A 22,171-nucleotide genomic window follows, 5' to 3' on the forward strand; every position below is an offset into this window, starting at 1 on the left:
TGAACTCTGCTGTAAACCGATTACGTTGTTCCACCAAACACCTCCTCGGGGATTGCCCCCTTTCATGGGTGTCCGAAATATCGGGGGTGGTTCAGATTTATTAAGTTGCTCTAATTTAGAGTTGAATAATAAATCTGTCCCCTTTTCTTCAGGTTTTTTCTCTGTGTGCGGCATGACCTGATTTTTATTTTATTAGGGTTGATATGAAAAAATATATTCTATTCTTCATCGTGTCAGCTATAGGTGGCTGCTCAGTTTTTCCGAAAACAAAAGAAGAATTGATAAGTACGGGGAGTCCGAGCCAAACGTATTGCATTTCAGACGAGCGGCCAGTTGTTGAGCCACGTATCGAGGCCTATCTAGTTAAATGCTTTCATCCTGGCTATGTAAGTGCTGGAAATGGAGCTGGATTTGCCTTTAGTCCGAACTTATCGAAATCCCAAGAGAATGGGAAGGCAGAGTTCTCGATATCGGTGCCGTCAGGTTCGGCGGCAGGGTATTTTTTGAATGTAGTGGTCGCCGATGGAGATTCAAACTGCAAAACAAAAATGTCTGCCATCGCTTACAATTTCATGTGGGAGCGGAATTTCAGTAAGCTGTTTGAGAGTGCTAAAGGTGGAGAGCCCGGATGCCCTATGTAATGAAAGAAAAAGGACTCCAATAAGGGACAGACTACATTTTTCAGAGCCAGCCGCCGCTCGTTCACCCGGCAAGAACGCTGATGTATTAGTCGGAGCCTTCAGTGTTGGTTAATCCACCGATTCTCTCAAGAAATGGAGGAGGCTTTGGGGCGTAGGGCGAGCCGAGGTAACCCTGGTAGGCCGAAAATAGACAAGTAGCAAAATGTGTTAGAAAACGTGGTCTGTCCCCTGTTTTGCTACGCAGCAATGCGCGGGACTGGACGCTAGCCGGACAGCTGCATCTAACTCAAATTGCTGAGCTGTGGCTAAACAACGATGCTAATTATCTGGCTCAGTTGGGGATCTACAGTGATCAGACGGGATTTAATCCGTTTGGGATAAATGCAGTAGGGGTGCTAGGGGCGACAAGCGCCATAAATGGTACGCTTAAGAGCAACACGCCCAGCTTTAGTCAAGAGGGAGGACTTGGTACTTCTACGGTTGGTGGTGCAAAAGGCGCAGGTACCCTTGCTAATGCAGAGAGAGGGTCGTTAACAGAAGCAAATTTTGCTCAAAATAAAATCAAGTCTGATCGATCCTTTAGTGAGGACGGGCAAAAGGTATACTCAGAGCTGGCTGGCACACCGATCAAGACAGTTGATGACTTAGCCGGCGCTTTGAGGGCTGGGACAGTTAAGCCGAATCAGCTTCCCGTTGATTATGTAGATATGAATGGGACTCGCCTTATTTTGAATACGCGAACTTCTAGCGCGCTTGAGCAGGCAGCTATCCCTCGAAGTGAGTGGTTCGGGCGAAATCAGACAGGTGTTGAGGCTTATCCAGGTAAGACATTCAATGATTTGGCAGCAGATCAGTTAAAAAATAACAAATTGCCGCCGACAGGCGCAGAGCAATTAAAGTCGGTGCGTCCATGAAAATAGGTCAGCCAAAATTAATACTAGATCCATATGAGTGGCTGCCAGGATATGGTGAGTCAAGAGTATCATTCCACTCCGTTGGCTCGGATGTGATACTTGATATTGAGTATGAGAAAGAGGTTGTAGTTGATAGCGAAGAGGTTGTACTGGCTTTAAGGCGGGAGGTTGCGTTCAAGTCTGTGCGATGCTTTATTCGGGAGCCATTCCCTGGAGGTGCTATTTTTGAGTTTGATGGTGATCCAGGTGAGTTTCGGCTGGGTAAGTTGACCGAGTTTATAGACTCCGAATTGGTAAGGAATAACTTGAAAGCATGGCGTTCTGTGTCGAGTCACGAACCGCCGAAGTTGAGGCATTTCAGCATTCAGTTTTTGTCAGAGAATCTTACTTTTCATGTGCTGGCTGTAGATGTATTTTTATCCAATGAGCTGTCGGGCAGTTGATTTTGTTTTGAAATAAAATTAACGGGAACCGCTTCAGTTAACCAAACACTATTTTCAGCCTGAAAAAATTTAAATCCCTGTTGGTACATCCGCAGGGATTCAATCTTCAGAACCACTGGTTTACCGTAGCGCTGTCCGACAGCGATAGCCGTCAGAGTCTCCTGTGATAGATGCACATGGTGGCGTGAACCTGCAATCAATCCTTGCTGAAGAATAGATTCAAGAAAGCGTGTTGCAGTGCCATGGTAGAGGAATTCTGGCGGTTCTTTCTCTATGTGTTGGAGGTTTACGTCTGGTGCTGAATGTCCCTGTGCCGCTCGAATACGCTGGCCATCGTCGGAGAGGGTAAAGCGTTTCTTGTCACTGCTATTTACTACTGCCTGAATTATTGCATGGTCAAGTACGCAGCCTTCTTTCGCTGCGCCGGTAATCAACGAGTTTATGTCTGCCCAGCCTTCTGCGTCGAGTTGCAATCCGATAGTGCGAGGCTCATGGCGCAAGATATAACTTAAAAACTTGCTTGTTTCGTTCAGTTGCTTGTTATTCATGATTGTCCTGCATGCATTTTTCGATTTTTCAGGATTTAGTCGCAGTCTTTTTACTTACTGCAAAATCTCCCTTCCTTCGCTGCTAGCTTTAGTCGTGGCCTGAGCGATCAGGGCATCGAGCATCTGCGCAACGAATTTCTGTTGGCTCTAAGGTAGCTGGTCGATGGCTTCCAGTTGCTGTTGCCATTTCGGAGCGGGGCCACGTTTACGCACAGTGGTTTCCTGCTGCTGACCAAACAGCTCTTCGAGTGTGGTCGAAAGCAGCCGGGCCAGCTCTGGCAGCGCCGCTACCTGGATACGCCGCTTGCCGGACTCATAGGCTTGGATGGTCTGCTGGGACACGCCCAGCCGTTCAGCCAGCTGGGTTTGGGTGATGCCGTGTTCTTTGCGCAGGCGGGCAATGCGTTCGCCCAGGGCAATGAAAAATTCACGTTCTTCGCTGGTGATGCTCATGGCTATCGTCGACGCGATCTGTAATAGGACAGCCATTAACGTACTCCAGGTTTTACCACTGCTTGTTGTAAATACTACTATTGGCGGTATATGGGTGAATAGGGGACAGACCACGTTTTTCGATTATGAATATAAAGATAGGAAAAGGATTTCCCTATGCCACGTCGTGCCAGGTTGCTTATTCCGGGTGTACCGCTTCATGTGATCCAGCGCGGGAATAATCGCGGGGCATGCTTTTTCTAGGACGACGACTATGTGTTTTATCTAAAACAACTTTTCGAACAAGCCCGTCAGCACGGTTGCGCTATACATTCATATTGCTTGATGACCAATCATGTCCACCTGCTTCTGACACCCTCTACAGAGCACAGTGTAAGTCGAATGATGAAGGGTTTGTGTCAGCGCTACGTTCAGTATGTAAATAGAACCTATCGCCGCACGGGCACGCTATGGGAAGGGCGGTTTAGGTCCTGTCTGTTGCAGGAAGAAAATTATGTGCTGGCCTGTTATCGATATATAGAGCTAAACCCGGTAAGAGCCCGGATTGTCGAGCACCCGGCGGAATACCAATGGTCGAGTTACCGGATCAATGCACAGTCGGAGCCTTCAGTGTTGGTTAATCCACATTCGATCTACACGGCGTTAGACACGGAAGGAGTATCTAGTGCAAAAAAACTATAGAGAACTATTTGCGCTTAAATTAGATCCAAAACTGGTAGAGCAAATTAGATGCTCAACTAACGGGAATTACGCGTTGGGAAGCACTCGATTCTCTCAAGAAGTAGAGGAGGCTTTGGGGCGTGGGGCGAGCCGAGGTAACCCTGGTAGGCCGAAAATAGACAAGTAGAAAATGTGTTAGAAAACGTGGTCTGTCCCCTGTTTCCCTATATGACACGAGACCCGTATGTCGGGCCAAGAGGTGTTCAGCAAGGGTTGTTAGATGGCGCAATGTCAACAGGCGTTAATGCCATTGTGATAGGGAAGTGATAATGAATATCGGCGATATTGTTGAGCTAGATGGCTGGCTGGTTATTATTGATTATAAGCTTTTCCTCATCCCAGAGAACTATTCAGAAAGTTATGAAGATGGCGAAAAAATTGAGATGTCTAACCCTGAAATAATGTTTTCTGTGATGGATGAAATCCTTCCCTTGGCCGGAGGAAAGAGCTTTATATTTCATAAGTCTAAGATTTCCGGGGTCTTGATAGAGCTTTCGCCGATGAAGATTAAGCCAACAGCTTTATCTGTAGAGGAGAGAGGGCGTGGTTTTATTTCTATAGATGTTGAGGGTGCTGTTGAAAAACATAAAGCTCGGTACGAGGATTTTCTCAAGAAGAGACAGAATGTTAAGTCCGGTGACTGGCTAGATTACTTGTAGGTGCAAAAGCAACTGGCGGTGCTGCTGGAAAGGTAGATGATCTTGCCTCTACTGGGACACCTGTTCGTCCCACACCCCAAAAATCTGAAATTGATGTCGGCGCTGATCTTGGTGCTGGAGCTCGCCCACAAGTCAGTTATAAAAATGGACAAGAAGTTCCTTACGGCACTTCGGGCAGTGTTCGTCCAGACTGGTGTGTAGGTGACGTATGCAGCGTTGAAGTGAAAAAGAGCGAATAGGGGACAGACCACGTTTTTCGATTATGAATATAACGATAGGAAAAGGATTTCCCTATGCCACGTCGTGCCAGGTTGCTTATCCCGGGTGTACCGCTTCATGTGATCCAGCGCCGGAATAATCGCGGGGCATGCTTTTTCTCTGACGACGACTATGTGTTTTATCTAAAACAGCTTTTCGAACAAGCCCGTCAGCACGGTTGCGCTATACATTCATATTGCTTGATGACCAATCATGTCCACCTGCTTCTGACACCCTCTACAGAGCACAGTGTAAGTCGAATGATGAAGGGTTTGGGTCAGCGCTACGTTCAGTATGTAACCGAAAATAGACAAGTAGAAAATGTGTTAGAAAACGTGGTCTGTCCCCTGTTTCACTGTGACTCAGGATTTGCGAATGTTAGTAAGTTCTCGCAAGGAACATCTGTTAAAGATGTCTCTAGCTATGTTGATAACGCACTGAGATATGGGAAGGTAACTCCTAATGGCCCACGTTATTGAGTACAACGCAGGTAAGGTGATTGGAACAAACGTCTCAGGCGCTCCAACATCGACAATCAAAATAAATGTTCGGGATGGTGTGATTCAGACTGAATTCCCGTACTAGTAAGGAATGGTTATGAGCAGTGGCGGCACAATAATAGAACGATTTGTTGCCCAAGAGTTGGACGACAGCGTTCGCTCTATTTTGAAAGATGCCTTTGATGAGAGGATTTGCTCAAAGAGCGTTCTGTTCAGTGAGTTCGAGTTTAATTGCTTTGACGTTTCTTTGGACTTTGAAAAAGGCATCGTCACATTGCAAGATGTTCTTTCCGCTGGAGAGAGTAGCTTTCTTGATATGCCGATACGTGATTTTATCTCTGCTTGTGGTTTGAATGTCTCTTGTTAATTGTGGTAAATAGGGGGCAGACTGAACCACCCCCGATTTCTAATAAAGCGAATAAGCGAATATGTAGCTGCTAAAGTTCTGGGTCGAGATGTCAAAGTTGTGCCTGGGGTGTTGACCTCTTATAAGGCAGAAAAAAGAGACCTGCTGTAAGTTTGGAAGTTTCTCCGAATGATTGGAATAACAGATGATTACTGTTGATTTTGAAACTGGTGCTTCGTTAGAATTTGCTTTTGATAGCTTTATTGGTGCGGACTTTAAAGGTGTTAATTTGCATCGCGCGATATTTGATCGTATCGATGCGAATTATGCGGATTTCACTGGTGCAAATTTAAGAAATGCAGTGTTTTATTTTGTTGTTTTAAATGGCGTTAAAATGAAAGATGCTTCTTTGGTGAACTCTATTTTGACAGGGTCATCTATGATAGGTGTCGATTTTTCGGGCGCGGTTCTTGATTATGCGGATTTTTCAGGGGCTGATTTATCTAAGGCCAATTTTAAAAGCGTAGATGTACAGGGCGTAAATTTTAAAGGGGTCAATTTGAGTGGTGCTAATTTTGACGTTGTACAGATAGACAAGTGCATGCTTGTAGATGCTTTATATGACGGTCGCACCATTTGGCCGGAAGGATTCGATCCTGGGTCGTGCGGTGCCATTAAGGCTGAGAACGTTGGGAGCGAAAAGGGGGCAGATTGAACCACCCCCGATATTTCGGATACCTATGAAAGGGGACAGATTTATTAAGTTGCTCTAATTTAGAGTTTAAAAATAAATCAGTACCCTTTTCCTTGATTAATGAGCAAGGAAACGCTACGAGGGTGCCGTGAAAAATAAATTTTTGCTTGTGGTTCTTCTGTTGATCTCGGGCTGTGATAACAGTGTTAAGCCTGGCTCAGTCAGCAATGCAGGCGTTGTTCAGTACCAACTGTGTGAGAAATCCAAAAGTCGAATAACCGACTTGCAGCGGGTTAGTTTTGAGCTGCCTTCGGCTTTTAAGCAAACTCCGTGTGGTGAGTGGCTCGGGTACGGTCACTCGCTTCGTTCAGATTCGCTGACCGTGGACTTGCTAGGAACGGTTGCCAATGGTGCCTTACTGGAGGTTGGAGGAGTCAACTCCTTGACTGTTACAGGTGGCTATGAGATTCACGCGGACTATTTAACTCCAGATATTTTTTTTGAAGAGTACCGAGAGTATCTAAGCAAGCGCATGACCACATATCGGCTCGTAACGGCAAGTTGGGTGGGCTGGTCGGGTGGCCGCTGTGCGCGCTTTTATTCAGATAATGACACCTCACTTTATTTACTCCGAGTGCTCGATTATTTTTGCTGGGAAACTAACGGCGAGACAAAATTCCCTCTCCATCTGCACGCCACTCAAAAGCAAGCGCCCGGCCAATCCACGACGAATCTCGACAAGGAGTTTATAGAGCCTGTTTTGTCCACCCTGCAGATCAATCCCTTGCCAGCTGAGCGGTTAGCAACGTGGTCCAACGAGCGAGCAATATTTTGTACACGCCTGAAAAAAGGCTACGACGAAAAGTCCGGATTTGGTCTTAGTGACGATCTTGACCGACGGCGGACAATTCGGTTTTTGCGTGATTGTGGTTTTGAGATGCCCGATCCCGTGGGAGTTGAGGGCTGGCAAGATTTATTAATGCCGAACGGTTATTTGCTAGGTCAACCAGTGGCGGGTGACAACACGCTACGTCGGTTACCCCACCCACAGTTTGCGGCACTGAAGGAAAAGCTTATGTCCTTGCAGCCCAGGCTTGGAGCAAGGCCGGACGTAAGAGTTCAGGGCCCAACCAAGGATGGAGAAGGCTTAGTTGTTATCTTTCAGCTTAATGGTCCCTATGACGGGGAGTGGTACAAGTTTCCTCCCTCTTATTCTGAGCGAAATGGCGTGGGACTGAGGAACGACCCGGTGCTGGGTGAGGTTATAGATGTACTTATACGTGAAAATATAAATATTCCTCTAGGGTTGAAGCTTGTGAGCGATAGTTCTCCTCTTAAACGTGTTTTATAAAACTGGAAAGGCGGGAATTTTTACTCAATGTGATCGCCCCGTAAGAGATTATCGATGCACCGAAGTATTCTTGTGTATGTGGTTATGGAGGAAAAGAGGACAGATTTATTAAGTTTCTATAATTTAGAGTTGAATAATAAATCTGTCCCATTTTTTTACAGCGAAAGTTTTAAGAGAGCTAGGTTTTAAAGCTAAAGGGAGTAATCAGCCATGGTGGTCGGAGATATTGAGTTAGTTGCTTTTGAAGTTGAGAGATTTTCAGTTGATGAGGGTAAGGTTTTCATTTATATACTTGGTAGAAAGTACGGAAATAATAAATTTAATTATGACTTGCTTGAGCTGTGTAGAGGTTTTGAGTTTGAGTTGCAAGGGCAGAGAGAATATCCTGCGCTGTTAGATTTTTCTTCTGAAGAGATTTTAGAGCTTCGAGAGTGTGTGCTGACAGATTACGAGGAAGTGGTGTGCGAAAAATATAAAAAACACGAGGTGTCCGATGAGGTAATAGATAATATTTTCTTTTATTCTCCTATATATATATTCGATGCCTGCGGTGTTGCTTTAGTCCAAGGTTCAGTTCAGGAAAAGTTGCATTTTTATGATGATGTGGGTGGTAGTGTATGCCTACTGCTTGAAAAAGGATTTTACTATAAGTTGATTCTTGAATTGGTTGATTGCATTAGGTCTGACGCCTGATGACTGCGTTTCAGATAGGGGGGGTTGCTAAGAGCGCTTTTCAAGAAAACTTTTAAAATTTATTTGCCTGCACTAACTTCCTAATAGTTAAAAGGCTTAGATCGGCAATAAAATCAGCCGCCTGTTTTTAATTTATAGTTTTGTTTGTTCTTTTAAATTCTGATTCCTCCGAGTATGCAGCCAAGTCGAGTTCTTCCAAACGTCGACAGACGAGGGAATCCACAACCTGGCGTGATTTATGAGCTTGATCTTCCGAAAGCAGGTGGCGGTACGAAAACGGTAGTGATACGAGACGACGCGGGAGGCCACGACTTTGGAGACGGGAACTCTCAAAATCGAGGGTCGCACTTTAATGACGAATCGGGGAATCACTATGATTACTGATATTAAATTACTGGTTTCCAGTGACGTTTCAGAGACGAACGAAGTACTACATATACCTTCGTTAGATAGGCGTGAGTGGAAAAATATATCGGCTGCAAGTTTTTTTGTTTCTGAGCGCTCATTCGAGTCAATAGTTAAGGTCTTTAAGTTTTTGGGGTGTCGCTTAATGGATGGGCGCCCCGGCTACGAATTTATTCTGCTCGTGGGAAATGAAACCTGGCAGCCAAATTCGAAAGTGGTCAAGTACAGAAAGTTGTGGGGCGCTATAAAGTTTAATGGTATAGATATTCCTGAGGAAGTAAGATTTCCAGAAGTTTGCTTGGAAGATGCCAAAGGTTTGAAGTTTTATGGCGGTGCAAGATTGACCTGTGACCTATATGATATTGCAGTTAAAGTACTGTTCGCTGAGCGCGCTTCCTACATTGTTGCTGTGCCTAAAGGGTTGGATTTAGATGATCTCCTCATAAATGGTTGGAGTGGGAAACTGCAATCCGATATAGAACTAGTGAAATTCGTTTCGAGTAGGAAAGGTCTGGTTTTAAAGAGGTTTGGAGATTTTGACGATCCAGAAGGTGGCTTTATAGCGATTGGTAATCCAGAGATTATTGCTGAGCTTAAGGGGGTGACTTGATTTTTAGGAGCCAAAAAGGGACGGATTTATTAAGTTGCTCTAATTTAGAGTTGAATAATAATGCCGCCATTCACGCACCTCCCAAGGCCGCCACCCATGCCCCGTTTTTGTACCGCCCTCGGATTTCTCTCCCTGAGTCTTGTGCTAACCGCCTGCTCCACCTTCACCTACAGCAACTACCAAACCGATATCGCCGCCGTGCACCCTATCGACCTGGCCCAAAACGCCACCGCCACCTCGGTTATCTACTTCAGCACGTCGTCCACGCGCGAAGCCGGCCTTTCTACCCACCGCCTGTTGCTCGCCACCCATCTGGATGGTCGCCTGCTGGCCGGCGCTGCTACGGCCACTCCGGTACGCGGTTTTCAGGCGTTGAAAGTGCCGGCCGGCACGCATTCGCTGCAATGGTGCTGGCTGTCGAAAAACGCCATGGGCCCAGGCGGCGAGCGCTGTGGGTTCAAGGCTGAGAACGTCGAGTTCAAGGCCGGGCAGCGCTACCGCGTGAGTTGGAGCAACGCCAAGGCGTTCGAGGGGCAGGTGACGTTTGTGCGGATCAATTCGCTGATTGAGAACCTGGATAGCGGTGAGGTGGTGTTTCGCCAGGAGCAGTAGCGGCTGTTGCTGCTGACGGGGTCAGCGCTTGATCACCGTCAGGGCTATCAACCGCGACACCACCAGCGCCAGGTACATAACCCCGACAAACTCCTCGATCATCACCAGCGACCGCGCCATAGGCGTGAGCGGAATGATGTCGCCCAGGCCCACGCCGGACAGGGTGGTAAAGCTCAGGAACAACAACTCCATCCAGCTGCGCGCCGCCTGCGGATCTATCAGCGCGCCAAAGCTGCCGGGCAGCAGCAGTTGGCAGAAGGTGTAGAGGTGGGCGAAGGCCCAGGCCAGCAGGGTGAAGGTGGCACCGGCGGCATAGAGTTCATCGGTGGTGGCGCGGTGGTCGGCGTTCATATAGATGATCAGGCTGATGGCGGCGTAGAGGTAGAACAACGCTTCCAGTAACGCGATCAGCGCTTCCAGGCTAACGGCCGGCATCAGTTGGTCGAGTACCGACAGGCCCAGCACCATCGCGGCCAACAGCACCGCCACCCAGGTTTGTGCCGAGCTGCGTTTGACCACCTGCAGCGCCATGCCCAGTACCACCAGGCCAAAGGCACCGAACAGCGCGCGGCTCATGGGGGTGTCTTCCATCCAGGGGTAGAGCAGCACGCCGAGCAGTTGCACGAACAGCAGGCCGGCGGAGGGATGACGGTACAGGTAGGTGGTGGCGAGCATGGGCGACCTTGGATTGCGGCGGGTTTGAATGCAGACACTGGCGTGGCGGCGATAGCTCAGAAAATCTGTCCCTGGGGAGGCGTTTGCGTGCGTTGTAGAGCAGGCCACGGCGTGGTGCAAACCGTGGCCTGTTCCGACGCCTTATTCCACAGCGCGGGTGGCGTCTACCAGGGCTTCTGCCATCTCGGTGAGGTATTGCAAGACGGTGGCGTGTTTGTCGGGATCAGTGGTTTCACGGATCACGATCAAATACTTGATGCACTCCAATAGAATGGCCGACTGCTCCAGGGCGTCGCTGACGGGTACGCCAGCGTTGACCGAAAACAGCGGTATGCCGTCGGGTACACAGAAGGTGCTGGTTTTGGTTACTTCGGTTTCTTGGTTCATGACGTTTACCTTGAAGTAGGAGTTTATCTGCCTCCGTTCGCGGTCAAACGAATTGGGTGGCAGCTGTACATGGGTTGACCGACCGGTAACTCCCAAACCCGGCACACCCGAAGGTGTCCCACGTACAGCCGCCATAGCTGAAAGTGGAGGCACAAAAAAAGCGCCAGCTTCCAGATGGGACGGGGCGCTTTTGCGCCGGAGTTAAAGAAGTCGGGCGGTCAAACCCGGTCGTTGATTGGGCAACGACGAAACGACTATAGGCTCGGCGGCAGCGCGCGCACAGGTTACAGGCCGGACGCGTGCTGTGGGAAATCTGCGTTTTGTTTGCAGGCTGGTAAGACGTTTTTTCGCCTATGGCGCATGGCTCGACATTCTGGGTCCCAGCCTGCGCAGGGACGACGGAGGTTTTGCACCTTTCACCGTCATTCTCGCGCAGGCGGCGGTCCGACGATTCGGGATCCGGAATTTACCGCCATACGCGGCAATTCGAAGCTAGACGCCAACAGCATCGCGGCTGAAGTCCCTCCCACAGAAGCTCGCGTGCTCTGCTGGGAGGGGCTTTAGCCGCGATTGGGTAGACCTGGAAAAGTAGCTGCCTGCTATGAGGGCAGATCAAAAGCATCGCGGCTGAAGCCGCTCCTACGGACCGCACAAGCTGTAGGAGGGCGGCGGCCATCCGATTCAGTCTCGATTGGCCTGGCCTGGAAACGGCTGATTAACCGCGGTAATAGCGCTGCGGCACGAACGGGGTTTTGGCCACTTTCATGGGTACGCGCTTGCCGCGCACCAGGGCCCATACGGTGTTTTCCAGGGCGTTATGCCCGGCACTCACATACCCCATGGCCAGCGGCGCACCCAGGGTGGGGCCGAAGCCGCCGCTGCATACGCTGCCGATCACCACGTCATCGGCATCCACAATTTCACAGCCTTCGCGCACCGGGGTGCGTTCTTGCGGCAGCAGGCCGACGCGTTTGCTGGCCACACCTTGCTGTTGCTGGGCGAAAATCCGTTCGGCACCGGGGAAACCGCCAGCACGGGCACCATCGGCACGGCGGGTTTTCGAGATGGCCCACAGCAAGCCGGCTTCAATCGGCGTGGTGGCGGTGCTCATGTCGTGGCCGTACAGGCACAGGCCGGCTTCCAGGCGCAGCGAGTCGCGGGCACCAAGGCCGATGGCCTGAACTTCCGGCTCGGCCAGCAGGGCGCGGGCGATTTTTTCGGCGGCATCGGCGGGGATGGAGATTTCGTAGCCGTCTTCACCGGTGTAGCCGGAGCGGCTGACGAAGCAGTCGACGCCCAGCAGGGTGACCGGCTGGAAGTTCATAAAGGTCATCTTCGCAACTGAAGGTGCCAGGCGCGCCAGCACGGTGACGGCGGCCGGGCCTTGCAGGGCGAGCAAGGCGCGGTCGAATTGGGCGACTACTTCGCACTGGCCGCTCAGGTGCTGTTGCAGGTGCGCCAGGTCTTGGTTTTTGCAGGCGGCATTCACCACCAGAAACAGGGTGTCGTTACCCAGGTTGGCGACCATCAGGTCGTCGAGGATGCCGCCGTTTTCGTCGGTGAACAGGGCGTAGCGCTGCATGCCCACCGGCAGGTCGATGATGTCGACCGGCACCAGGGTTTCCAGGGCTGCGGCGGCATTGGCACCACGCAGCAGAATCTGCCCCATGTGCGACACGTCGAACAGCCCGGCCTGGTCGCGGGTGTGTTGGTGTTCCTTGAGCACGCCGAGGGGGTATTGCACCGGCATGTCGTAGCCGGCGAACGGCACCATGCGCGCACCGAGTTCCAGGTGCAGGGCGTGCAGAGGGGTTTTGGCCAGGTTTTCGGTGGACATTTACGGTGCTCCTTTGCGTTTTGCGGGGGGGAGGGACGGGCCCCTCTCCCTGGCCCTTTCCCATAGCTGGGCGAGGGGACTGATCGGTGTGTTGTTCAGGGGCGTGGGCGTGTCGCCAAGCGGCTCGCCGCTGCTGCTGGCGGGCGCAGGGCGGGGGGCGAGGACAGCCAGCAGGTCGCTCAACATTCGATGATGTTCACGGCCAAGCCACCACGCGCCGTTTCCTTGTATTTGTTGTTCATGTCGGCACCGGTCTGGCGCATGGTGCGGATCACTTTGTCCAGCGAGACAAAGTGCTGGCCGTCGCCACGCAAGGCCATGCGCACGGCGTTAATGGCTTTCACCGAACCCATGGCGTTGCGTTCGATGCACGGCACCTGCACCAGGCCGCCGATGGGGTCGCAGGTGAGGCCAAGGTTATGTTCCATGCCGATTTCCGCGGCGTTTTCCACTTGCTGCACGCTGCCGCCCATAACTTCGCAGAGGGCACCGGCGGCCATGGAGCAGGCTACGCCCACTTCACCCTGGCAGCCGACTTCGGCACCGGAGATGGAGGCGTTTTCCTTGTAGAGGATGCCGATGGCAGCAGCGGTGAGCAGAAAGCGCACCACGCCATCGTCGTTGGCACCGGGAATAAAGCGCACGTAGTAATGCAGCACTGCCGGCACAATGCCGGCCGCGCCATTGGTGGGGGCGGTGACCACGCGGCCGCCGCTGGCGTTTTCTTCGTTGACGGCCAGGGCGTAGAGGTTCACCCAGTCGAGCACCGACAAGGCATCGCGCAGCGCCGCTTCCGGGTTTTTGCACAGTTGCCGATGCAGGGCGGCAGCACGCCGTTTGACCTTGAGCCCGCCGGGCATGATGCCTTCGTTGCGGCAGCCGGCTTCAACGCAGTCCTGCATCACTTGCCAGATACGCAGCAGGCCAGCGCGGGTTTCGGCTTCCGGGCGCCAGACGCTTTCGTTGGCCAGCATCAGTTGGCTGATGGAAAGGCCGTGCTCGGCGCAGTGGGCCATCAACTGGTCGCCGCTTTTGAACGGGTAGGGCTGCACGGTGGCGTCTTCGACAATGCGGTCGGCACCGGCGGCATCTTCGTCCACCACAAAGCCACCACCCACCGAGTAGTACTCGCGGCTGCGCAGTTGCAGGCCGGCGGCGTCGAAGGCACGGAAGATCATGCCGTTGGGGTGTTGTGGCAGTGGTTTGCGGATCATCGCCAGGTGCTGTTTTTCCACAAAGGCGATGGGCTTTTCACCGAGCAGGTTGAGCTGGCCATTTTTGCGGATGGCGGCCAGACGCTGGTCGACGCTGGCGGTATCCACCGTGTCCGGGTGCTCGCCTTCCAGGCCCAGTAGCACGGCCTTGTCGCTGCCGTGGCCTTTGCCGGTGGCACCGAGGGAGCCGTAAAGCTCGACTTTTACCGTGACCGTGTCGGCCAGCAGGTTATCGCGGCGCAGGCCCTCGGCGAAACGCGCAGCTGCGCGCATCGGGCCCACGGTGTGTGAGCTCGATGGGCCGATGCCGATCTTGAATAGGTCGAAGACGCTAAGTGCCATGCAGACCTCGGATACAGAAGGCTATTGATGCAGCGTAGACCGCGAGGTGTGTGCCCCTTGCGGTCTTGGGGATAGGCGGTGGGGGCATCGCGGCTAAAGCCCCTCCCACAAGAGAACGCGGTCCCCTGTAGGAGCGGCCGGTCCGGCGCTCCGGTTAGCCGCGATGCTTTTAGGCGTCAGCGTATTCGCTGATCGACGGGCAGGAACACACCAAATTGCGGTCGCCGTAGACGTTGTCGATGCGCGCCACGGGCGGCCAGTACTTGGCTTCCACGATGCTTGCCAGCGGGTAGGCGGCTTGCTCGCGGCTGTAGGCATGCGGCCATTCGCCAAGCAGTTCCTGGGCGGTGTGCGGGGCGTTTTTCAGCGGGTTGTCCTGGGCGTCCGACTCGCCGCGTTCGATGGCGCGGATTTCGTTGCGGATGCTGATCATGGCGTCGCAGAAGCGGTCCAGCTCTTCTTTGGATTCGCTTTCGGTGGGCTCGATCATCAGGGTGTTGGCCACCGGGAAGGACATGGTCGGTGCATGGAAGCCGTAGTCGATCAGGCGCTTGGCGACGTCATCAACGCTGATGCCGCTGGTTTCTTTCAGGGGGCGCAGGTCGAGGATGCATTCGTGGGCCACCAGGCCATTGCTGCCGGCGTAAAGCACGGGGAAGTGTTCTTCAAGGCGGTTGGCAATGTAGTTGGCGCTGAGAATGGCCAGTTGCGAGGCACGTTTCAGGCCTTCGCCGCCCATCATTTTCATATACATCCAGGAGATCGGCAGAATGCTCGCGCTGCCGAACGGCGCGGCGCTCACGGCACCTTCCTTGCGGGCCATATGACCGTGGCCGGGCAGGAATGGCGCGAGGTGCGACTTCACGCCAATCGGGCCAACGCCCGGGCCGCCACCGCCGTGGGGAATGCAGAAGGTTTTGTGCAGGTTCAGGTGCGAGACGTCGCCGCCGAATTTGCCTGGGGCGCACAGGCCAACCATGGCGTTCATGTTGGCGCCGTCGATGTACACCTGGCCGCCGTTGTCGTGAATGATCGCGCAGATATCGCGGATCTCTTCTTCGAACACGCCGTGGGTGGACGGGTAGGTAATCATCAGCGCGGCCAGCCGGTCTTTGTGTTCCAAGGCCTTGGCGCGCAGGTCTTCCACGTCCACGTTGCCGCGTGCGTCGCAGGCGGTCACCACCACGCGCATACCGGCCATATTGGCGGTAGCCGGGTTGGTGCCGTGGGCAGAGGAGGGAATCAGGCAGATATCGCGTTCACCTTGGCCACGGCTGGCGTGGTAGGCGCGAATGGCCAGCAGGCCGGCGTATTCGCCTTGCGAACCGGCGTTGGGTTGCAAGGAAACGGCGTCGTAACCGGTGGCCGCGCAGAGCATGGCTTCCAGTTCGTCAGTCAGCTGTTGGTAGCCTTGGGCCTGGTCCGCCGGCACGAAGGGGTGTAGGCCACCGAAGGCGCTCCAGGTGATGGGCTGCATTTCGCTGGCGGCGTTGAGCTTCATGGTGCACGAGCCCAGCGGGATCATGGTGCGGTCCAGGGCCAGGTCTTTGTCGGCCAGGCGACGCAGGTAGCGCATCAGCTCGGTTTCCGAGTGATAGCGGTTGAACGACGGGTGCTGCAGGAAGCTGCTGGTGCGCAGCAGGGCTTCTGGCAGTTGCAGGCCAGCGTTGGCGGCCAGGGCTGCGAAGTCCGGCAGGGCTTGGCCGCTGGTAGCGAACAACGCCCAGAGCGCTTCGATGTCAGCCTGGGTGGTGGTTTCGTCGATGGACAGGCCCAGTTGGCCGGCATCGATCTGGCGCAGGTTGATCTGCGCGGCCCACGCCTTGGCGTGCAGCTCGGCGGTGCGCGCGCCGGTGTTCAGGGTGATGGTGTCGAAGAAGCTGGCTTGCGCCACTGGCAAACCGAGCTGGGCCAGACCTTGGGCGGCGATCACGGTGAGTACGTGTACACGCTTGGCGATCTGGGTCAGGCCTTGCGGGCCGTGGTACACGGCATACATGCCGGCGATATTGGCCAGCAGCACCTGGGCGGTGCAGATGTTGCTGGTGGCCTTTTCGCGGCGGATATGTTGCTCGCGGGTTTGCATGGCCAGGCGGAACGCCGGCTTGCCATGGCGGTCGATGGACACGCCGACCAAGCGGCCCGGCATATCGCGTTTGAATGCATCACGGGTGGCGAAATAGGCGGCGTGCGGGCCACCAAAGCCCAGCGGCACACCAAAGCGTTGCGCGCTGCCCAGGGCCACGTCGGCGTTGAATTCGCCGGGCGGGGTGAGCAGGGTCAGCGCCAGCAGGTCGGCGGCCACGGCCACCAGGGCACCGACGGCGTGGAACTGCTCGACCAGCGCGCTGTAGTCAAAAATGTCGCCATTGCTGGCCGGGTATTGCAGCAGCGCGCCGAAGTAGGCGGAGAAATCTTCGATGGTGCTCTCGTCGCCCACTACTACCTCAATGCCCAGCGGCTCGGCACGGGTGCGCAGCACGTCGAGGGTTTGCGGGTGGCAGTGCTGGGAGGCGAAGAAGGTCTGGCTGGCTTTGTTTTTCGCCAGGCGTTTGCAGAAGGTCATGGCTTCGGCGGCGGCGGTGGCTTCATCCAGCAAGGAGGCGTTGGCGATTTGCAGGCCGGTGAGGTCGCAGATCATGGTCTGGAAGTTGAGCAGGGCTTCCAGACGGCCTTGGGAAATTTCCGGTTGGTACGGGGTGTAGGCGGTGTACCAGGCCGGGTTTTCCAGCAGGTTGCGCAGGATTGGCGCTGGGGTCAGGGTGCCGTAGTAGCCCTGGCCGATATAGGTTTTGAACTGGTGGTTTTTGTCGGCGATGGCTTTGATTTCGGCCAGGGCGGCGGTTTCGCTGAGGCCTTCGGGCAGGTTGAGCACGCTGGTGCCCTTGATGCTGTCGGGGATCACGCTGGCGCTCATGGCTTCCAGGGAGTCATAACCCAACTGTTGCAGCATGGCGGCGATATCACGTTCGCGCGGGCCGATATGACGGGCGATAAATTCGTTGCGGGTGTCGAGGGAGATGGTCATCGTCAGGGCCTCAGGCGTCGTCGTTGGCTTTGAGCAGGCGGTCGTAAGCGGCTTGGTCTAGCAGGGTGGCGAGCACGCTGTTGTCGGCCAGTTGCATACGGAAGAACCAGCCTGCACCGAGGGGATCTTCGTTAACGGTTTCCGGTGCGTTTTCCAGTGCGGCGTTCACTTCAACCACGTTGCCATCCACGGGCATGGCGATGGTGCTGGCGGCTTTTACCGATTCCAGTACGGCCACTTCAGCGTCGGCTGCGTGGGCACCGAGCTCCGGCAATTGCACGAACACCACATCACCAAGGGCTTCTTGAGCGTAGGGGGTAATGCCGACGGTAACCAGGCCATCACTGTCCAGACGCAGCCATTCATGTTCGCTGGTGAATCGCAATTCGCTCATGTCGCTTCCTAGGGTCAAGGGCGGCCCGCTCTGTAGGCGGGCGCTGCCGGAGTAATGGCCAAGGCTGTTAGCAAGGGCGGTGCCAGCTTTGAAGTAAGTAGGTAATCCGGGGCTTGGCGGCCGGTAGGGGGATTCAGTGGCGGGCTGGGTGGAATGAAAACGATACAGTGACGGGGCAGTCGCGCAATTTATTGCGCTAGAGCGGCTGGTGGGCTGGGTGCGCTGTGTTTTGGAGCGATTTCGTTACGACGTATTGAAATCGATACGGTTACAGGTGCAGGGGGAACCCCGAGGGCTCAACTACAGTCACTTACCCACCTGCCCATGGAAATAGGATGCTCGCTATGCAAAAGATTTCTCGTCATCTGCTCGCTGCTGCCGTGCTGCTCGGTGCCGCCACCGCTGCCACGGCGGCTGAATCGCTTACGGTGCAACTGAACCAGGCCAGCGCAAACGGTGCCGGCAAGCCGGTGGGGAATGTGGTGGTGACCGAGTCGAAGTACGGCCTGGTGTTTACCCCCATGCTCAGCGGTTTGCAGCCCGGTATTCACGGGTTTCACGTGCATATGAACGGTAGCTGCGACGCGGCGACCATCGACGGCAAAGCCACTCCGGCCGGCGCGGCGGGTGGCCACTGGGACCCGGATAAAACCGGCAAACATGGCTTTCCATGGGAAGACGGCAACCACCTCGGGGATTTGCCGGCGCTGCTGGTGACCGCCGATGGCAAAGCCAGCCAGCCGGTGTTGGCACCGCGGTTGAAGAAGCTCTCGGAGTTGAGTGGTCACGCGTTGATGGTGCATGCCGGTGGGGATAACCACTCGGATCATCCGGCTCCACTCGGTGGTGGCGGGGCGCGATTTGCCTGCGGGGTGATCAAATAACCCCAGCCCAACATCTATCCCGTAGGAGCGGCTTTAGCCGCGATGCTTTTTAGATAAATTGCATCGCGGCTAAAGCCGCTCCTACGGAACCTTCGGTGGGTTCTAACCCTTTCCAATCCCGTACTTCTTCAACCGCTTGGCAATCGCCGTATGCGAGGTCAGCAACCGCGCCGCCAGCTGCCGGCTGGACGGGTAACTGTTGTACAGCTTCTCCAGCAAGCCCTTTTCAAAGCCATCCACGGCCTCTTCCAGGCTGCGAACGTCCCCTTCGCCCTGCGGTGCCACCGAGGTGCCAGCGATATCCAGATCGCCCACATCCACCAGCGGGCTGTCGCACACGGCGGCGGCGCGGAAGATCACGTTTTGCAGTTGCCGCACATTGCCAGGCCAGGGGTTGCTGAGCAGCGCCGGGTAGGTGCCGGGCGTCAGGCGGCAGATAGGCCGCTGAATCTGCGCGCAGGCCTGCTGCATAAAGTGCCGCGCCAGCACCAGAATGTCGTGGCCGCGTTCGCGCAGGGGCGGCACTTCCAGGGTCAGTACGTTGAGGCGGTAGAACAGGTCTTCGCGGAAGCTGCCCTGGCTGACCATCTGCTCCAGGTCGCGGTGGGTGGCGCTGAGGATGCGCACATCGACCTTCATTTCGCGGTCGCCGCCGACACGGCGGAAGCTGCCATCGCTGAGAAAACGCAGCAACTTGGCTTGCAGGTAGGGCGACATTTCGCCGATTTCATCGAGAAACACGGTGCCCTGGTGCGCCAGTTCCAGCAGCCCCGGTTTGCCGCCGCGCTGGGCCCCGGTAAAGGCCCCGGGGGCATAGCCGAACAGTTCGCTTTCGGCGAGGTTTTCCGGCAGCGCCGCGCAGTTCAGGGCCAGAAAAGGCGCGTTGCTGCGCGGGCTGAGGGCGTGGCAGGCACGGGCCACCAGCTCTTTGCCGGTGCCGGTTTCGCCGCGGATCAGCAGCGGCGCATCAAGGGTGGCGATGCGTTGCGCGCGGGCCTTGAGGTTGCGTACCGGCTGCGAGTCGCCAAGCAGTGAGTCGAAGCCTTCGGCATGGTCGTGGTGCAGGGCCGACAGGCGCTCGCCGATGCGGTTGGGCAAGTACAGGGTCAGCAGGCCGCCAGCCAGGTGCGGCTGTGCGCTGGTTGAATCGTTGCCGAGCTGATCGTTGCTGGCCTGGTTGTCGCTGCCGGGCTTGTCGGTGATCGGCATGGCGTCCAGCAGCAGAGCCTGGCCCTTGAGCGATACCTCGCGCATCGGCAGGCGAAAACCGTGGTCGATCAGCGCCTGTTGCAAGCCTTCGTCGTCGAACAGGGCGGTCAGCGGTTCGCCGGCGGCTTCATGGCCGCACAGCGCGGTCAGCGCCGGGTTGGCCAGCAGTACATGGCCGGAGCCGTCCACCGCCAGCACCGGGTCGGTCATGGCGGCCAGCAGCGCATCGAGCTGCAGGCGGCGGCGCTGGCCGGGCAGGATGTCGACCACATGCATGCTTTGCACGCCCTGAATCTGCAACAACGCGTCGCGCAACTCTTCGAGCACCTGGGGGCTGAGGCTGGGGGCGTCGATATAGACGTTGGGCGGAATCATCTCCACGGCGTCCAGGTTGAGATTGCGCCCGCCCAGCAGGGCGAGCACTTCCTGGGTGATACCAACGCGGTCGATAAAGCTGACGTGAATACGCATACGGGCTGCTGACGAGGTGAGAGCGGGGCAAGTATGCCCGTTCCCGGTTACCCTTGGCGAACCGGGCCAATAAGGAAAAATCATGCCGCAGTCGTTAACGCTTCAAGCCGGCCTGTGGGGCTGGTTGGCCGCTAGCAGCCTGCTGGTGGGCGCTGCCATCGGCGCTTATGTGCAGCTGCCGAAGAAACTGCTGGCGGCGATCATGGCCTACGGCAGCGGGGTGCTGATTGCGGCGCTGTGTTTCGAGCAGATTCCCGATGCGGAGGAACTCGGCGGGCCGTTGCCGACCTTGCTTGGACTGGCTGCCGGCGGTGTGGTGTTTGTGTTGGCCAGCAAAGGCCTGGACCGCTTGCAGGGCAAAGCCAACGCGACGGCCTTGCTGGGTGTATTGATTGCGGCGGGTGCCTTTCTCGATGGCATTCCTGAATCCCTCGGGTTGGGCTTGGGTTTGCTCGATGGCGGTAAGGTCAGCATGGTGATGCTGGTGGCGATCTTTCTCTCCAACCTGCCCGAAGGCTTGGCCAGCGCGGCCGGGATGCGCGCCGGGGGCACGCGGCGGCTGTATATCTTCTTGCTGTGGGGCAGCATTGTGCTGCTCTCGGGTTTTGCCGCGATGGCCGGGCCTGGGTTGTTCGCTGGGGTGGATGCCATGTGGCTGGCATTTGCCCTGGGATTTTCCTCCGGGGCGGTGCTCTGCATGTTGGTCGATACGCTGATTCCCGAAGCGTTTGCCAGTACCCAGGCATGGACCGGGCTGATCACTCTGGCCGGGTTTATGACCGCGCTGGCCTTGCACCACGCCACTTGAATGGCGCTGATCGCCGGGCCTGCCGCCCGGCGTATGGCTTGCGCTACAATGCGCGCCGCTTTCGACCACCGACCTCCGAGAACTGTCGCCCATGTCCGCCTGCCAGACTCCCATCATCGTCGCCCTGGATTTCCCTACCCGCGAAGCTGCCTTGCAGCTGGCCGATCAGCTCGATCCGAAGCTGTGCCGGGTCAAGGTCGGCAAAGAGTTGTTCACCAGCTGCGCGTCGGACATCGTCACCACCCTGCGCGACAAGGGTTTTGAAGTCTTCCTCGATCTGAAATTCCACGACATCCCCAACACCACCGCCATGGCCGTGAAAGCGGCCGCGGAGATGGGCGTGTGGATGGTCAATGTGCACTGCTCGGGTGGCCTGCGCATGATGGCGGCTTGCCGCGACGTGCTGGATAAGTTCAATGGCCCCAAACCGCTGCTGATCGGCGTTACCGTGCTGACCAGCATGGAGCGTGAAGACCTGGCCGGCATTGGCCTGGATATCGAGCCGCAGGAGCAGGTGCTGCGCTTGGCAGGCCTGGCCTCCAAGGCCGGTATGGACGGCCTGGTGTGCTCGGCCCAGGAAGCGCAGGCATTGAAAGCGGCGCATCCGAATCTGCAATTGGTCACCCCCGGCATTCGCCCGGCGGGCAGCGCGCAGGATGACCAGCGCCGCATTCTGACGCCGCGTCAAGCGTTGGATGCCGGCTCCGATTACCTGGTAATCGGTCGCCCGATCAGCCAGGCGGCAAGCCCGGCCGAGGCGCTGGCAGCGGTGGTGGCCGAGCTGGCTTAGGCCTGCACACCGTCGTCCCAGCGTAGGCTGGGACCCAGAATCTCGAAGGGAGCGAAATCGGTCGTACGACACACCAGCCTGGGTCCCAGCCTGCGCGGGGACGACAGTGGTTTACTTGTGAATACGGTGGTCTGGTGATCGGTTGCCCGATCAGCCGGCCCTAGCCCGGCTCAGGCGCTGGCAGCGGTGATGGCCGAGCTGGCTTAGGCCTGCACACCGTCGTCCCAGCGTAGGCTGGGACCCAGAATCTCGAAGGGAGCGAAATCGGTCGTACGACACACCAGC

24 protein-coding genes are annotated in these 22,171 nt (G+C 55.6%); 15 read left to right on the plus strand and 9 right to left on the minus strand.

Annotated features, from left to right (window positions below):
• Positions 1–203: 203 nt before the first annotated feature.
• The gene (locus tag ACVW0Y_RS23510; RefSeq protein ID WP_457441766.1) at positions 204–641 is read left to right on the plus strand and encodes a hypothetical protein; all 438 of its coding nucleotides are present in this window, start codon (positions 204–206) and stop codon (positions 639–641) included.
• A gap of 233 nt (positions 642–874) precedes the next feature.
• The gene (locus tag ACVW0Y_RS23515; RefSeq protein WP_457441768.1) at positions 875–1,555 is read left to right on the plus strand and encodes a hypothetical protein; all 681 of its coding nucleotides are present in this window, start codon (positions 875–877) and stop codon (positions 1,553–1,555) included.
• A 391-nt stretch (positions 1,556–1,946) separates the two neighbouring features.
• On the opposite strand, the gene ACVW0Y_RS23520 is transcribed toward ACVW0Y_RS23515, so the two are convergent.
• Together ACVW0Y_RS23520 and ACVW0Y_RS23525 are read right to left on the minus strand one after the other, a co-directional pair.
• Positions 1,947–2,546, minus strand: coding sequence for an RNA 2'-phosphotransferase (locus ACVW0Y_RS23520; RefSeq protein WP_457441770.1), 600 nt, complete (start codon positions 2,544–2,546; stop codon positions 1,947–1,949).
• Positions 2,547–2,693: 147 nt separating this feature from the next.
• Positions 2,694–3,035, minus strand: coding sequence for a helix-turn-helix domain-containing protein (locus ACVW0Y_RS23525; protein ID WP_457441772.1), 342 nt, complete (start codon positions 3,033–3,035; stop codon positions 2,694–2,696).
• Positions 3,036–3,323: 288 nt separating this feature from the next.
• On the opposite strand from ACVW0Y_RS23525, the gene ACVW0Y_RS23530 reads away from it, so the two are divergent.
• The 10 genes from ACVW0Y_RS23530 (at position 3,324) to ACVW0Y_RS23575 (ending at position 9,847) form a co-directional block, all read left to right on the plus strand.
• Positions 3,324–3,680 (plus strand): transposase, encoded by a 357-nt coding sequence (locus ACVW0Y_RS23530; protein WP_457441806.1) that lies wholly within the window; start codon positions 3,324–3,326, stop codon positions 3,678–3,680.
• Between the two features lie 308 nt (positions 3,681–3,988).
• On the plus strand, positions 3,989–4,378 hold the full coding sequence (locus ACVW0Y_RS23535; protein WP_457441774.1) for a hypothetical protein: 390 nt from the start codon (positions 3,989–3,991) through the stop codon (positions 4,376–4,378).
• A gap of 293 nt (positions 4,379–4,671) precedes the next feature.
• The gene (locus tag ACVW0Y_RS23540) at positions 4,672–5,115 is read left to right on the plus strand and encodes a transposase (RefSeq protein ID WP_457441776.1); all 444 of its coding nucleotides are present in this window, start codon (positions 4,672–4,674) and stop codon (positions 5,113–5,115) included.
• A 118-nt stretch (positions 5,116–5,233) separates the two neighbouring features.
• On the plus strand, positions 5,234–5,503 hold the full coding sequence (locus ACVW0Y_RS23545; protein WP_457441778.1) for a hypothetical protein: 270 nt from the start codon (positions 5,234–5,236) through the stop codon (positions 5,501–5,503).
• A 184-nt stretch (positions 5,504–5,687) separates the two neighbouring features.
• Positions 5,688–6,197 carry a pentapeptide repeat-containing protein gene (locus ACVW0Y_RS23550; RefSeq protein WP_457441780.1) on the plus strand — a complete coding sequence of 170 codons (510 nt, stop codon included), beginning with the start codon at positions 5,688–5,690 and terminating at the stop codon, positions 6,195–6,197.
• A gap of 127 nt (positions 6,198–6,324) precedes the next feature.
• On the plus strand, positions 6,325–7,527 hold the full coding sequence (locus ACVW0Y_RS23555; protein WP_457441782.1) for a hypothetical protein: 1,203 nt from the start codon (positions 6,325–6,327) through the stop codon (positions 7,525–7,527).
• A 210-nt stretch (positions 7,528–7,737) separates the two neighbouring features.
• On the plus strand, positions 7,738–8,220 hold the full coding sequence (locus tag ACVW0Y_RS23560) for a hypothetical protein (protein ID WP_457441784.1): 483 nt from the start codon (positions 7,738–7,740) through the stop codon (positions 8,218–8,220).
• Positions 8,221–8,394: 174 nt separating this feature from the next.
• Positions 8,395–8,604 carry an HNH/endonuclease VII fold putative polymorphic toxin gene (locus tag ACVW0Y_RS23565; protein ID WP_457441786.1) on the plus strand — a complete coding sequence of 70 codons (210 nt, stop codon included), beginning with the start codon at positions 8,395–8,397 and terminating at the stop codon, positions 8,602–8,604.
• Positions 8,594–9,235 (plus strand): hypothetical protein, encoded by a 642-nt coding sequence (locus ACVW0Y_RS23570; RefSeq protein WP_457441788.1) that lies wholly within the window; start codon positions 8,594–8,596, stop codon positions 9,233–9,235. Before ACVW0Y_RS23565 ends, ACVW0Y_RS23570 begins: the two co-directional genes overlap by 11 nt.
• A gap of 96 nt (positions 9,236–9,331) precedes the next feature.
• Positions 9,332–9,847, plus strand: a complete 516-nt coding sequence (locus ACVW0Y_RS23575) for a hypothetical protein (protein ID WP_457441790.1) — start codon at positions 9,332–9,334, stop codon at positions 9,845–9,847.
• A 21-nt stretch (positions 9,848–9,868) separates the two neighbouring features.
• Here ACVW0Y_RS23575 and ACVW0Y_RS23580 read toward each other — a convergent pair whose 3' ends face one another.
• From ACVW0Y_RS23580 to gcvH, 6 genes are all read right to left on the minus strand, one after another.
• Positions 9,869–10,522, minus strand: a complete 654-nt coding sequence (locus ACVW0Y_RS23580; RefSeq protein WP_457441791.1) for a potassium channel family protein — start codon at positions 10,520–10,522, stop codon at positions 9,869–9,871.
• Positions 10,523–10,663: 141 nt separating this feature from the next.
• The gene (locus tag ACVW0Y_RS23585) at positions 10,664–10,909 is read right to left on the minus strand and encodes a DUF3077 domain-containing protein (protein WP_457441792.1); all 246 of its coding nucleotides are present in this window, start codon (positions 10,907–10,909) and stop codon (positions 10,664–10,666) included.
• Positions 10,910–11,624: 715 nt separating this feature from the next.
• Positions 11,625–12,746: a glycine cleavage system aminomethyltransferase GcvT gene (gcvT, locus tag ACVW0Y_RS23590; protein ID WP_457441793.1), complete on the minus strand. Its 1,122-nt coding sequence runs from the start codon at positions 12,744–12,746 to the stop codon at positions 11,625–11,627.
• 179 nt (positions 12,747–12,925) lie between these two features.
• Positions 12,926–14,302: an L-serine ammonia-lyase gene (locus tag ACVW0Y_RS23595; RefSeq protein WP_457441794.1), complete on the minus strand. Its 1,377-nt coding sequence runs from the start codon at positions 14,300–14,302 to the stop codon at positions 12,926–12,928.
• A 169-nt stretch (positions 14,303–14,471) separates the two neighbouring features.
• Positions 14,472–17,330, minus strand: coding sequence for an aminomethyl-transferring glycine dehydrogenase (gene gcvP / locus ACVW0Y_RS23600; protein ID WP_457441795.1), 2,859 nt, complete (start codon positions 17,328–17,330; stop codon positions 14,472–14,474).
• Between the two features lie 10 nt (positions 17,331–17,340).
• The gene (gene gcvH, locus ACVW0Y_RS23605) at positions 17,341–17,724 is read right to left on the minus strand and encodes a glycine cleavage system protein GcvH (protein WP_457441797.1); all 384 of its coding nucleotides are present in this window, start codon (positions 17,722–17,724) and stop codon (positions 17,341–17,343) included.
• Between the two features lie 344 nt (positions 17,725–18,068).
• Here gcvH and sodC point away from each other — a divergent pair, with 344 nt between their 5' ends.
• Positions 18,069–18,608, plus strand: a complete 540-nt coding sequence (gene sodC, locus ACVW0Y_RS23610) for a superoxide dismutase [Cu-Zn] SodC (protein WP_457441799.1) — start codon at positions 18,069–18,071, stop codon at positions 18,606–18,608.
• Between the two features lie 102 nt (positions 18,609–18,710).
• Here sodC and ACVW0Y_RS23615 read toward each other — a convergent pair whose 3' ends face one another.
• Positions 18,711–20,288 carry a sigma-54-dependent transcriptional regulator gene (locus ACVW0Y_RS23615; protein WP_457441800.1) on the minus strand — a complete coding sequence of 526 codons (1,578 nt, stop codon included), beginning with the start codon at positions 20,286–20,288 and terminating at the stop codon, positions 18,711–18,713.
• Between the two features lie 82 nt (positions 20,289–20,370).
• On the opposite strand from ACVW0Y_RS23615, the gene ACVW0Y_RS23620 reads away from it, so the two are divergent.
• Together ACVW0Y_RS23620 and pyrF are read left to right on the plus strand one after the other, a co-directional pair.
• The gene (locus tag ACVW0Y_RS23620) at positions 20,371–21,096 is read left to right on the plus strand and encodes a ZIP family metal transporter (protein WP_457441802.1); all 726 of its coding nucleotides are present in this window, start codon (positions 20,371–20,373) and stop codon (positions 21,094–21,096) included.
• Positions 21,097–21,187: 91 nt separating this feature from the next.
• On the plus strand, positions 21,188–21,886 hold the full coding sequence (pyrF, locus tag ACVW0Y_RS23625) for an orotidine-5'-phosphate decarboxylase (protein WP_457441804.1): 699 nt from the start codon (positions 21,188–21,190) through the stop codon (positions 21,884–21,886).
• Positions 21,887–22,171 lie beyond the last annotated feature (285 nt).

It is taken from the genome of Pseudomonas sp. TE3786, from assembly GCF_054057335.1.

Bases quoted from the DNA above. Each gene is read 5' to 3' on its own strand.
- ACVW0Y_RS23510 (WP_457441766.1), top strand. From the start codon at position 204: ATGAAAAAATATATTCTATTCTTCATCGTGTCAGCTATAGGTGGCTGC.
- gcvH (WP_457441797.1), bottom strand. From the start codon at position 17,724: ATGAGCGAATTGCGATTCACCAGCGAACATGAATGGCTGCGTCTGGAC.
- ACVW0Y_RS23570 (WP_457441788.1), top strand. From the start codon at position 8,594: ATGATTACTGATATTAAATTACTGGTTTCCAGTGACGTTTCAGAGACG.
- ACVW0Y_RS23520 (WP_457441770.1), bottom strand. From the start codon at position 2,546: ATGAATAACAAGCAACTGAACGAAACAAGCAAGTTTTTAAGTTATATC.
- gcvP (WP_457441795.1), bottom strand. From the start codon at position 17,330: ATGACCATCTCCCTCGACACCCGCAACGAATTTATCGCCCGTCATATC.
- ACVW0Y_RS23535 (WP_457441774.1), top strand. From the start codon at position 3,989: ATGAATATCGGCGATATTGTTGAGCTAGATGGCTGGCTGGTTATTATT.
- ACVW0Y_RS23580 (WP_457441791.1), bottom strand. From the start codon at position 10,522: ATGCTCGCCACCACCTACCTGTACCGTCATCCCTCCGCCGGCCTGCTG.
- ACVW0Y_RS23545 (WP_457441778.1), top strand. From the start codon at position 5,234: ATGAGCAGTGGCGGCACAATAATAGAACGATTTGTTGCCCAAGAGTTG.
- sodC (WP_457441799.1), top strand. From the start codon at position 18,069: ATGCAAAAGATTTCTCGTCATCTGCTCGCTGCTGCCGTGCTGCTCGGT.
- ACVW0Y_RS23595 (WP_457441794.1), bottom strand. From the start codon at position 14,302: ATGGCACTTAGCGTCTTCGACCTATTCAAGATCGGCATCGGCCCATCG.
- ACVW0Y_RS23585 (WP_457441792.1), bottom strand. From the start codon at position 10,909: ATGAACCAAGAAACCGAAGTAACCAAAACCAGCACCTTCTGTGTACCC.
- ACVW0Y_RS23560 (WP_457441784.1), top strand. From the start codon at position 7,738: ATGGTGGTCGGAGATATTGAGTTAGTTGCTTTTGAAGTTGAGAGATTT.
- ACVW0Y_RS23525 (WP_457441772.1), bottom strand. From the start codon at position 3,035: ATGGCTGTCCTATTACAGATCGCGTCGACGATAGCCATGAGCATCACC.
- ACVW0Y_RS23550 (WP_457441780.1), top strand. From the start codon at position 5,688: ATGATTACTGTTGATTTTGAAACTGGTGCTTCGTTAGAATTTGCTTTT.
- ACVW0Y_RS23530 (WP_457441806.1), top strand. From the start codon at position 3,324: ATGACCAATCATGTCCACCTGCTTCTGACACCCTCTACAGAGCACAGT.
- ACVW0Y_RS23615 (WP_457441800.1), bottom strand. From the start codon at position 20,288: ATGCGTATTCACGTCAGCTTTATCGACCGCGTTGGTATCACCCAGGAA.
- ACVW0Y_RS23565 (WP_457441786.1), top strand. From the start codon at position 8,395: ATGCAGCCAAGTCGAGTTCTTCCAAACGTCGACAGACGAGGGAATCCA.
- ACVW0Y_RS23575 (WP_457441790.1), top strand. From the start codon at position 9,332: ATGCCCCGTTTTTGTACCGCCCTCGGATTTCTCTCCCTGAGTCTTGTG.
- gcvT (WP_457441793.1), bottom strand. From the start codon at position 12,746: ATGTCCACCGAAAACCTGGCCAAAACCCCTCTGCACGCCCTGCACCTG.
- ACVW0Y_RS23620 (WP_457441802.1), top strand. From the start codon at position 20,371: ATGCCGCAGTCGTTAACGCTTCAAGCCGGCCTGTGGGGCTGGTTGGCC.
- ACVW0Y_RS23540 (WP_457441776.1), top strand. From the start codon at position 4,672: ATGCCACGTCGTGCCAGGTTGCTTATCCCGGGTGTACCGCTTCATGTG.
- pyrF (WP_457441804.1), top strand. From the start codon at position 21,188: ATGTCCGCCTGCCAGACTCCCATCATCGTCGCCCTGGATTTCCCTACC.